We start from the raw sequence: 10,445 nt of genomic DNA, 5'->3' as shown, positions 1-10,445 counted from the left end.
GTCGGTATTCGCGCTCGTGAAGCTGTTGTCGGGCAGCCTGTTCCTACTTCTGGTCGGCACCCATCTCAACTGGGGTGTTGCCTGGCACCGCTTCTCGGCCTTCTTCAATATCTATTTCAAGCGTGAAGCCGATGGCGGCGTCGCGCTGGGCGCACTCAAGCCGATGATGTCCGGCGGCAAAGTTTTGGAGATGGAGACGGCTGACCCCGACGTCGACGCCTTCGGCGCCGGCAAGATCGAAGACTTCAGCTGGAAAGGCTGGCTGGACTTCACCACGTGTACCGAATGCGGTCGCTGCCAGAGTCAGTGTCCCGCATGGAACACCGGAAAGCCGTTGTCGCCCAAGCTGTTGATCATGTCGCTACGCGACCACGGCTACGCCAAAGCGCCTTACCTGCTAGCCGGCGGCAGCAAGGATATGGGCGGCGACGAGGTCGGTCTCGTCGATGCCGACGGAAACGTCTTGTCGGACAAGCTCGATGCCATCCCGGCGAAGGCCCGCGCCGAAGCCGAGCGCAAGCTCGTCGGCGAGAGCGCCGGCACGGGAACCGTCGACGACGACATGCTGGGTGCCGTCATCGACACCGAAACGCTCTGGAGCTGCACTACCTGCGGCGCCTGCGTCGAGCAGTGCCCGGTCGATATCGAACACGTCGACCACATCGTCGACATGCGCCGCTACCAGGTTCTGATCGAGTCCGACTTCCCGTCCGAACTTGCCGGCCTGTTCAAAAACCTTGAGAACAAAGGCAATCCGTGGGGCCAGTCGACAGCGAACCGCACCGCGTGGATTGACGAAATGGATATCGAGATTCCGGTCTACGGACAGGATGTCGAGTCCTTCGAAGGCTTTGAGTACTTGTTCTGGGTCGGCTGCGCTGGCGCGTACGAAGACCGCGCGAAGAAGACCACCAAGGCTGTTGCTGAATTGCTCGACACCGCCGCGGTCAACTTCCTGGTCCTCGGTCAGGGCGAGACCTGCACCGGCGACTCGGCGCGGCGCGCTGGTAACGAATTCCTGTTCCAGATGTTGGCGCAGCAGAACATTGAGCAATTCGACGACCTCTTCGCGACCGCTCCGCAGCAGCGAAAGAAAATCGTCGTTACTTGCGCGCATTGCTTCAACGCGCTGAATAACGAGTACCCCCAGGTCGACGCCGAACGCGGCACCTTCGAGGTCGTACACCACACCCAGTTGCTCAACCGCTTGGTACGCGAGAAGCGCCTGGTGCCGGTCGCGCCGGTCGACGGTCAAAAGGTCACCTATCACGACCCCTGCTACCTGGGCCGTCACAACAAGATCTACGACGCCCCACGCGAACTGATGGAGGCATCTGGTTCGACGCTGACCGAGATGCCGCGACACGGCGAACGGTCGATGTGCTGTGGTGCCGGTGGCGCTCGGATGTGGATGGAAGAGCAGATCGGCAAGCGCATCAACATCGACCGCGTCGACGAAGCGCTCGATAGCCTTGGCGCTCAAAGCGGTCCGGCCGGTGCGACCGGCGAGGCCGCCGCGGGCACCAAGATCGCGACCGGTTGCCCCTTCTGCCGCGTGATGCTCACCGACGGTGTGACCGCACGTATCAGTGGCACCGAGTTGGAAGACAAGGTCGAGGTCGTCGACGTCGCCCAGATGCTTCTCGAAGGCGTGCGGCGCGGTCAACCGACCGAGATCCAGCGCGGCGGCAAGGTGCACAACCCCGCGTCGGTCGCGGTCGCTTCGGTAGCCGCACCCGCTCCGGCCAAGGAAGAGAAGGAAGCGCCCGCCAAGGCCGCACCGGCCGCGTCCGGCGGCGCACCCAAGGCCAAGGTCGGGCTGGCGATGAAGGGCGGCCTGAAGAAGCCTGGTGGCGCTGCTCCGGCCGCGTCTGCTGGTGCTCCTGCTGCCGCTCCGGCCGAAAAGAAGCCTGCCGCAAAGGGATTCGGCATGGCTGCAGGCAAGAAGCCCGGCGGCGCCCCTGGTGCCGCAGCTTCGACTCCAGCCGCCGACGCCGCTCCCGCTGAAAAGAAGCCTGCCGCAAAGGGATTCGGCATGGCAGCGGGCAAGAAGCCCGGCGCTGCGGGAGCCAAGGCTCCGGGCACGGCTCAGGCCGAAGCTCCAGCCGCTGACGCCGCTGAGGCCGCAGCCCCCGCTGCACCTAAGGCCAAGGGCTTCGGCATGGCCGCAGGCAAGAAGCCGGGCGTCGGGGCCAAGGCCCCCGGCGCAGCCGCCCCGGCCCCGGCTGCGGAGGCTCCGGCTGCTGACGCCGCCCCGGCTGACGAAGCCCAGGCCGCCGCTCCCGCTGCGCCCAAGGCCAAAGGCTTCGGCATGGCCGCAGGCAAGAAACCCGGCGTCGGGGCCAAGGCTCCGGCTCCTGCCCCAGCCGCCGCACCAGCTGAGGAAGCCGCCGAGCCAGTCGAGGAAGCTGTCGCAGAGGCCCCAGCCGAGGCGGCGCCAGCTACAGCGGGGACGGCAACTGCGGGGACGGCAACTGCGACTACCGAGGCTACGACGTCCAAGGCCAAGGGTTTCGGCATGGCTGCGGGTAAGCGACGGCCAGGTGTTGCGGCGACCGCTGCAGCCCCGGCTGTAGCAGCTGCATCGGGCGAGGAAGCGGCACCCGCCGACGACGAGCCGGCCGAGGCGGAGTCCACCGACGTCGTCGCCGACGCCCCCGCCGAAGAAGCACCGGCAGACACGGCTGCGGCTACGGAGACACCCAACCAGGCCGTCACCGAAGCGACCGAGGCCAAGGCCAAGGGCTTCGGCTTGGCAGCCGGTAAGAAGCGGCCCGGCCAGCGCTGACGTAATCCGACCACGACCCCGGACATCACCCGATGTCCGGGGTCGTGTCGTTGGTGGGAACCGATCGGTGGGTCGCTGCGTCCAATCTCAATGACCGACACTCGGCCGCTGGGCCCCGAAGGCAATGAGTTCGGACTCATGTCGGACGGAAGCGTGGTGCCATTCAAACGGTCCGACGTCTCGATCCTCAACGAATGGGACTACGCCCATTTCATGGGTGAGGACGGAACGGGCGGCGGGGGACACCACTACCAATCGAGGATCCCGTACGCGTCGAAGTTTCCTAGCGAGATTGACTCGCTAGACGATCTGCGACAGGTGCAATCCGCGGCACTACGCAACTACTCGTTGTCCAGATACGACGCGCACCATCGGTCGTATGTATTTCGGGCACTTATCTCGGTCAACAAGAGCGTCATGATCGTAGACATCGCCATCGATTCCTGGGGTGAGCCCCGGACGATCTATCCAGTCAACGGCAACGACGTTTGGGCCAGTGATGCCCTGGGCGCACCTTCGCACCCCTTGCCGCTTGACCTGAGGCTTCTTAGCGAATGGGAGTAAGGTGAACGAGATGAATTGCACTGCCGCGATCAGCACGTTGCGCCACGCTGGCGTGGACGGTCCGCGACAACTCGACAATCTGCTTGAATTTCTCGGATTGCTAACTGGCGCGGTCAATGGTGCAAGCGTTCTATCTACCGAGGATCTCGATGGGATGGCCGATCTCGTCGCGCACGCGATGCGACCCGACTCGCCTGCTCAACATGAAGCCTTGAGCCAGATCGCTCAACTTCGCATGATCGCATCGCGGGCGGCGTCAGTCACCTGATTCTCTAACCCCACCAGAAACTTTCTCGACGTTGTTGCGACGACACGCCACACCACAACCGCAAGAACGACAACGAAGTCCGACAACCTGGCACTATCGCTTTATATGTCCGAAGAACTCTTCTTCCGCGCCCACGCGGGACTCCCCCGACAGGCTCCCGGCTCGGAATCGACGACGCGCACCCTGCTCCGGCTCGCCGGCCAACTCCCGGAGAATCCCCGCGTCCTCGACATTGGCTCGGGACCCGGATCGTCGTCAATCCTGTTGGCACAGTTGACAACTGGCCACGTGACCGCCATCGACACCCACGATCCCTTCCTCGCCGAGCTGACCGAGCGCGCGAAGACCGCCGACGTCAGCGACTCGATCGCCACACTCAACGCCCCGATGGAAGATATCCCGCTGCCCGACGGCTGCGCCGACCTGATCTGGGCCGAGGGCTCGGCCTACCTGATGGGCTTCGACGCCGCGTTGGCATCGTGGCGCAGACTACTGGCCGACGACGGCGTCATCGTGCTCACCGAAGCGGAGTGGCTTACCCCGGCACCATCGACGGGCGCCAAAACCTTCTGGGACGAGGGATACCCGGCGATGCGAACTACCGGCGAAAATGTCACCGCCGCAATGCAATCCGGCTATGAGGTACGAGCTGTCTATGTCCTGCCCGACGACGACTGGGCCCAGTACTACGATCCGCTCACACAGCGGATCGCCGAACTCCGCGCGGCCGGCGTCGACGAATATTTCCTCAGCATGCTCGGCCAGGAGATCTCGATCCGCGCCTCGCACGGCCACGATTACGCATACACCGGATACGTGCTCCGACCACGAGTAGCGTCGGTCGCATGACCTCACAGCACGGCAAAACCGTATTCATCACCGGCGGAGCGCGCGGCGTCGGCGCCGAAGTCGCAAAACGCTTGCGCGCCAAGGGCGCCAACCTTGTACTCACCGACCTTGACCAGCCAGCGCTCGATGCGATCACCGCTGAACTCGGCGGCGATGCTCACGTGCTGTCGATCGTCGCCGATGTCTGTGACCTCGCGTCGATGGAGAAGGCCGCCGCCGCGGCAATCGAGAAATTCGGCAGCATCGACACCGTCGTCGCTAACGCTGGAATCGCAACGTACGGTTCGGTTTTGGCGGTCGACCCGGAGGCGTTCAAACGCCTCATCGACGTGAATGTGATGGGCGTCTTCCACACCGTGCGCGCCGCGCTGCCCGCGATCATCGAAGCGAAAGGCTATGTCCTGGTGGTGTCTTCGCTCGCCGCCTTCACCTCGGCGCCCGGTCTGGCGGCCTATCACACCTCCAAAGCCGGCGTCGAATACTTCGCCAATACTCTGCGCCTGGAGGTCGCACACCTCGGCGTCGACGTTGGGTCGGCTCACATGAGCTGGATCGACACTCCTCTCGTCCAAGACGCTAAAGCCGATCTACCCGCCTTCCGCGAGATGCTGAACCGGCTGCCCGGTCCACTGTCGAAGACCACGTCGGTCAACAAATGCGGCGAAGCTTTCGTCGACGGCATCGAAAAGCGTAAGTCGCGCGTCTATTGCCCCGGCTGGGTCGGGGCACTGCGTTGGCTGCGGCCTTTCGTGGCCACGCCACCATTCGAACGCGATATCCGCAAAGCAGCACCCGAACTATTGCCGCAGATGGACGCCGAGGTCGCCGCACTCGGACGCTCGATGAGTGAACGCACCAAGAACCTGGAGCACTGACGCCCACGCCGCGAACAAATCTATTTGCCCGCGCTGTCACAATTGGACTCGTGAGTAGACCGCATGTATCGCACCTGAACCAGAACCTCAAGCCGTTGGAGCAGTCGCTGAAGCTGCAGAACGTCTGCTACGAGATCCGTGGGCCGGTACATGCGCACGCGGCCCGGCTCGAGGCCGATGGCCACCGCATCCTCAAACTCAATATCGGCAACCCGGCTCTATTCGGCTTCGAGGCGCCCGACGTCATCATGCGCGACATGATCCACGCACTGCCGTATTCGCAGGGTTACAGCGAATCGGCCGGTGTGCTCTCGGCTCGACGCGCGGTAGTCACCCGTTACGAAACCATCGACTTCCCATACTTCGACGTCGATGACGTACTGCTGGGCAATGGTGTCTCCGAGTTGATCACCATGACCATGCAGGCCCTGCTCAACGACGGTGACGAAGTCCTTATCCCTGCGCCGGATTACCCGCTGTGGACAGCCATGACAACGCTGTCGGGCGGCACACCGGTGTACTACAACTGCGATGAGTCCAATGACTGGAATCCCGACGTCGCCGATATCGAAGCCAAGATCACACCGCAGACCAAGGCACTGCTGGTCATCAATCCGAATAATCCGACCGGTGCCGTCTACTCACGCGAGGTGCTGGAACAGATCGTCGAGATCGCGCGTAAACATTCCCTGCTGCTGCTCGCCGACGAGATCTACGACAAGATCCTCTACGACGACGCCGAGCACATCTCCATCGCATCGCTGGCCCCTGACTTGCTCTGTCTGACGTTCAACGGGCTGTCCAAGGCATACCGAGTCTGCGGGTATCGGGCAGGCTGGCTCGCGATTACCGGCCCCAAAGACCATGCCAAGGGGTTCATCGAAGGACTCAACATCCTGGCGTCGACACGGCTTTGTTCCAACGTCCCAGGCCAGCACGCTATTCAGGTGGCACTCGGCGGCTATCAGAGCATCGACGCCCTGGTGCAGCCGGGCGGCCGGCTCCTGGAACAACGCAACGTCACCTGGGCGAAGCTCAACGAGATCCCCGGCGTCAGTTGTGTGAAACCGATGGGCGCGTTATATGCCTTCCCCAGCCTCGATCCGAATGTGCACGAGATCCACAACGATGAGCTATTCGTGCAGGACCTGCTCCTTAAGGAGAAGATTCTGGTCGTCCAGGGCACCGGCTTCAACATGCCTGATCACAACCATTTCCGGATCGTCACACTGCCGTATGCCCGCGACCTGGAAGATGCGATCGATCGGATCGGCAACTTTCTGGCGTCGTATCGGCAATAGCGCGCCCGTTGTTGCGGTCGGCAAATCCCTCGCCTTTCCGCTAGATGTAACCGGTGGTAACGTCTAAATCCGTCGAGAGAGTTCAATCGAGGGAGAACCATGGCAGAGTGGCGCCGGCGCACCGTTTCCAACGGTGACATCGACCTGGCCGTTTTCGAGCAGGGCGAGGCTGACAACCCGACCGTCGTGCTCGTCCACGGCTGGCCCGACACCCATCACCTGTGGACCCACGTCGCCCCGGCGATCGTCGATGCCGGCTATCACGTGGTCGCCTACGACACTCGCGGCTATGGCGAAACGTCGGCACCCGACGGTGACGACCCATACCGCCTCGCCGAACTCGCTACCGATCTCTTCGCGGTCATCGAAGCCGCCAGCGACAGCGGCGCGCACGTCGTCGCACATGACTGGGGATCGGTCCAAACCTGGGAAGCGGTAACGACGCCGGGTGCCGACAAACGCATCAAGTCGTTCGTGTCGGTCTCCGGCCCCAACCTCGACTATCTGTCGGAATGGGCCCGCAAGAATCTCAGCCATCCGACACCGGCCAACCTCGGCAAAGCGTTCTCTCAGCTCGGATCGTCGGCGTATACCGGATTCTTCCAAGCACCGGTATTGCCAAACCTGTTCTGGCGCACCGCCGGACGTCCCGGACTGTGGCGCGAGTTTCTGCACCGGGTAGAAGGCACGCCCAAGGAAAACATCGTTCTGGCCGACACTTTCACCGCGGACACGGTCAGCGGTCTGCGTTATTACCGCGCCAACATCCGGGAAAAACTTGCGACCCCGGACCCTCGTCCGACACAGGTTCCGGTCCTCGAGGTGGTCAATGAACGCGACGTCGCACTGCGGCCGGCGATCTACGACTACACCTATACGCATGCCGCAAAACTGTGGCGCCGCAACAGTTCCACCGGACACTGGCTGCCGTACACCAAACCCGACTACCTCGCGTCCACCGCCGTCGAATTCATCGATTCCATCGAAGGACGTAGCAGCGATTCGCGCCCCAACAGCCTCGAGCGCGCCCGTGTGCTGGCCGCGCCGAGCAAGTTCACCGGCAAACTCGCGGTGGTGACGGGCGCCGGCAGCGGCATCGGTCGCGAGACCGCCTACGCCCTGGCCGAGCGCGGCTGTGAAATCATCGTCGCCGACCTCGATTTCACCGCCGCCGAGAACACCGTCCGCGAATGCAAAGCTAAAGGCGTACAGGCACATTCGTACGCTCTCGATGTCTCGGACGTCGCGGCGTTCAACGAGTTCGCAGCCACCGTGGCACGCAAGCACGGCGTCCCGGACGTCGTCGTCAACAACGCGGGCATTGGCCTGGGCGGTAGTGCCCTGGCCGCGACCGACGAACAACTCGACCGGGTCTTGGCGGTCAATCTGCGCGGCGTGATGACCGGAAGCCGGGCGTTCGGCCGCCAGATGGTCGAGCGCGGTATCGGCGGCAACATCGTCAACATCGCTTCTGCCGCCGCTTTCACTCCGCAACGCGATCTGGGGATATATGCCGCCAGCAAGGCCGGTGTGCTGCTCTTTTCCGAGTCACTACGCGCCGAATTGGCCGAGCATCGCATCGGTGTGACCGCCATCTGCCCCGGCATCGTCAACACCAACATCGTGTCGAACACCCCGCTGGCCGGATACGACGATGCCGCGGTCGAGCAAGAACACCGCGACAAACTCGACAAGCTCTATCAGCGTCGTAATTTCGGCCCGGAAAAGGTCGCCCGGGACATCGTCGCCGCCCTCGAATCCAACAAAGCGGTTGCTCCGGTCACCCCGGAAGCCAAGATCGGCTACCGGGTGTATCGATTTACGCCGTGGCTGGCCCGATTGATGGCTCGCGGCGATATTCTTCGGTGAGCTAGCCGCCGATCGTGACCGTGAATCTGCCACACTCTTTCTAACCACGAGGAGCCATCATGACCTCAACAGACAACTCCACGCCGGACACCGATCCAGGCCCCGTCGAGCTCCATGCGCGCAACGTCGCCTTCGACGTCGAGAAAGCGCCACTGCACTGGATCCCTGGCCACCCCTACGCGTCGAACCTCATTACCGCACTGAATCTCATCCTCCCCGAGGGCGAGCGCTGGTTTGTGCAGACTTATAACGAGGCACTGCCGCTGGTACGGGATGAGGCCCTTGCGAATACCATGCGCGGCTTCATTGGCCAGGAAGCAATGCACGCCGCAGCGCACGACAAAGTCATCTGGGATTACGTCGAGGCTCACGGGATCGATCCACTGCCCTATCACCGCCAAATGGAGTGGGTATTCCGAAAGCTGTTGGCCCCCAAGACGGACGGGACAGCCGAGCAGCAGCGCAAGCATCTGATCGAACGTCTGTGGTTGATAGCGGCTATCGAGCACTACACGGCGGTCTTAGGTGATTTCGCCCTGAATAGTTCCTGGCGCGAGGCCGGCGGTGACCCGACGATCACCGATCTGTTCATGTGGCACGGCGCCGAAGAGGTCGAACACCGTTGTGTCGCACACGAAGTCGCGGTTTATTTCGGAGACAGTTACCTTCGGCGCGCACGAGTGATGCTCCTCGTGATGCCTTCACTACTATTGATCGTGTTCCGTGGCGGTCGCTACATTTCGGCAAACGACCCTGCCGGTTCGACCTCGTTCCTGCAGCGGCGGCGAGAATATCGTCGCGGTGTGCGGGCCAATGTACTTCCCAGAATCAGCGGTGTCATCCGATACTCGCTCACCTACTTCCGTCCCGGTTTCGATCCCACCGAGGTAGGTGACACCGCCCAGGCGGTGGCCTACCTCGCATCGTCGCCCGCGGCGCGGAACGCAAGCTGACGTGAACGATAGGTACGCACCCAGCCCTCAGTTCACAGAGCCGCCATCGCTGAACGGCCGATGGCAGCGCGATCCTGCTCTGCGCTTCGGGACCAAGCTTCTCAAAACGTGGTTTCCGTTGTGGGGCAGCATGTCTCCCCTACGCGACGGTGCGGAGAAGGACAGCACATTAACGGTTCGGATTGTTGATCGGACCCAAGTAGCCGAAGACGAAAACGTCATCGCCCTGACCCTGGCCGACGCCAACGGCGGACCACTACCCATGTGGCGCGCCGGAGCCCACCTCGACCTCCTCCTCCCCTCCGGCCGCATGCGCGAATACTCCCTCTGCGGAGACCCCGCCACCAGCGACTACTACCGCATCGCCATCCGCCGCATCCCAGACGGCGGAGGCGGCTCCATCGAAGTCCACGACACCCTCAACATCGGCGACACCCTCACCATCAAAGGCCCCCGCAACGCCTTCCCCATCGCACTACCCGGCTACGGCTCCGAGGCCACCCACCTACGATTCATCGCCGGCGGCATCGGCATCACCCCCATCCTGCCCATGCTCGCCACCGCCCAACGACTCGGCCTCAACTGGTCCATGCTCTACACCGGACGCAGCCTCGACTCCCTACCCTTCCGCCACGAACTCACCCAATACGGCAACAAAATCACCATCCGCACCGACGACACCCACGGCCTACCCACCATGGCTGAACTTACCGGCGCTGATGACAACGGGCCCATAGCCGGCACCGCGATCTATACCTGCGGTCCGGTACCGATGCTCGAGGGACTTAGGAAGTATCTCGCACATCGCCCCGACATCGAATTGCATTACGAACGCTTCTCCCCCGCACCGGTGGAGAATGGACACGAATTCACCGTCCGACTGGCGTCTACCGACGACGAAATCGCCGTCGCCGCAGACGAAACCATGCTCACCGCCCTACGTCGAGTCCAACCGGCCGTGCCGTATTCGTGTCAGCA

9 protein-coding genes are annotated in these 10,445 nt (G+C 63.0%); all 9 read left to right on the top strand.

Annotated features, from left to right (window positions below):
• A partial coding sequence (locus GOEFS_RS04320) for a (Fe-S)-binding protein (protein WP_007316657.1) occupies positions 1–2,788 on the top strand: 2,788 nt, incomplete at its 5' end.
• A gap of 90 nt (positions 2,789–2,878) precedes the next feature.
• Positions 2,879–3,352, top strand: a complete 474-nt coding sequence (locus GOEFS_RS04315) for a hypothetical protein (protein ID WP_007316656.1) — start codon at positions 2,879–2,881, stop codon at positions 3,350–3,352.
• Between the two features lie 10 nt (positions 3,353–3,362).
• Positions 3,363–3,620, top strand: a complete 258-nt coding sequence (locus GOEFS_RS04310) for a hypothetical protein (RefSeq protein ID WP_138917878.1) — start codon at positions 3,363–3,365, stop codon at positions 3,618–3,620.
• A gap of 105 nt (positions 3,621–3,725) precedes the next feature.
• On the top strand, positions 3,726–4,469 hold the full coding sequence (locus GOEFS_RS04305; protein WP_007316655.1) for an SAM-dependent methyltransferase: 744 nt from the start codon (positions 3,726–3,728) through the stop codon (positions 4,467–4,469).
• Positions 4,466–5,344, top strand: a complete 879-nt coding sequence (locus tag GOEFS_RS04300) for an SDR family oxidoreductase (RefSeq protein ID WP_007316654.1) — start codon at positions 4,466–4,468, stop codon at positions 5,342–5,344. Before GOEFS_RS04305 ends, GOEFS_RS04300 begins: the two co-directional genes overlap by 4 nt.
• Before the next feature lie 50 nt (positions 5,345–5,394).
• On the top strand, positions 5,395–6,645 hold the full coding sequence (locus GOEFS_RS04295; RefSeq protein ID WP_007316653.1) for a pyridoxal phosphate-dependent aminotransferase: 1,251 nt from the start codon (positions 5,395–5,397) through the stop codon (positions 6,643–6,645).
• Positions 6,646–6,744: 99 nt separating this feature from the next.
• The gene (locus GOEFS_RS04290) at positions 6,745–8,514 is read left to right on the top strand and encodes an SDR family oxidoreductase (protein ID WP_007316652.1); all 1,770 of its coding nucleotides are present in this window, start codon (positions 6,745–6,747) and stop codon (positions 8,512–8,514) included.
• Positions 8,515–8,573: 59 nt separating this feature from the next.
• A complete protein-coding gene (locus GOEFS_RS04285) occupies positions 8,574–9,467 on the top strand; it encodes a metal-dependent hydrolase (protein ID WP_007316651.1) in 894 nt (297 codons plus the stop codon).
• A 1-nt stretch (position 9,468) separates the two neighbouring features.
• On the top strand, positions 9,469–10,445 hold a 977-nt coding region (locus GOEFS_RS04280), incomplete at its 3' end, for a ferredoxin reductase (protein ID WP_007316650.1).

The sequence above is a fragment of the Gordonia effusa NBRC 100432 genome (assembly GCF_000241305.1).
GTDB lineage: Bacteria > Actinomycetota > Actinomycetes > Mycobacteriales > Mycobacteriaceae > Gordonia > Gordonia effusa.
The sequence above is the reverse complement of the archived record's forward strand: the minus strand, read 5'-3'. Positions and strand labels throughout refer to the sequence as shown.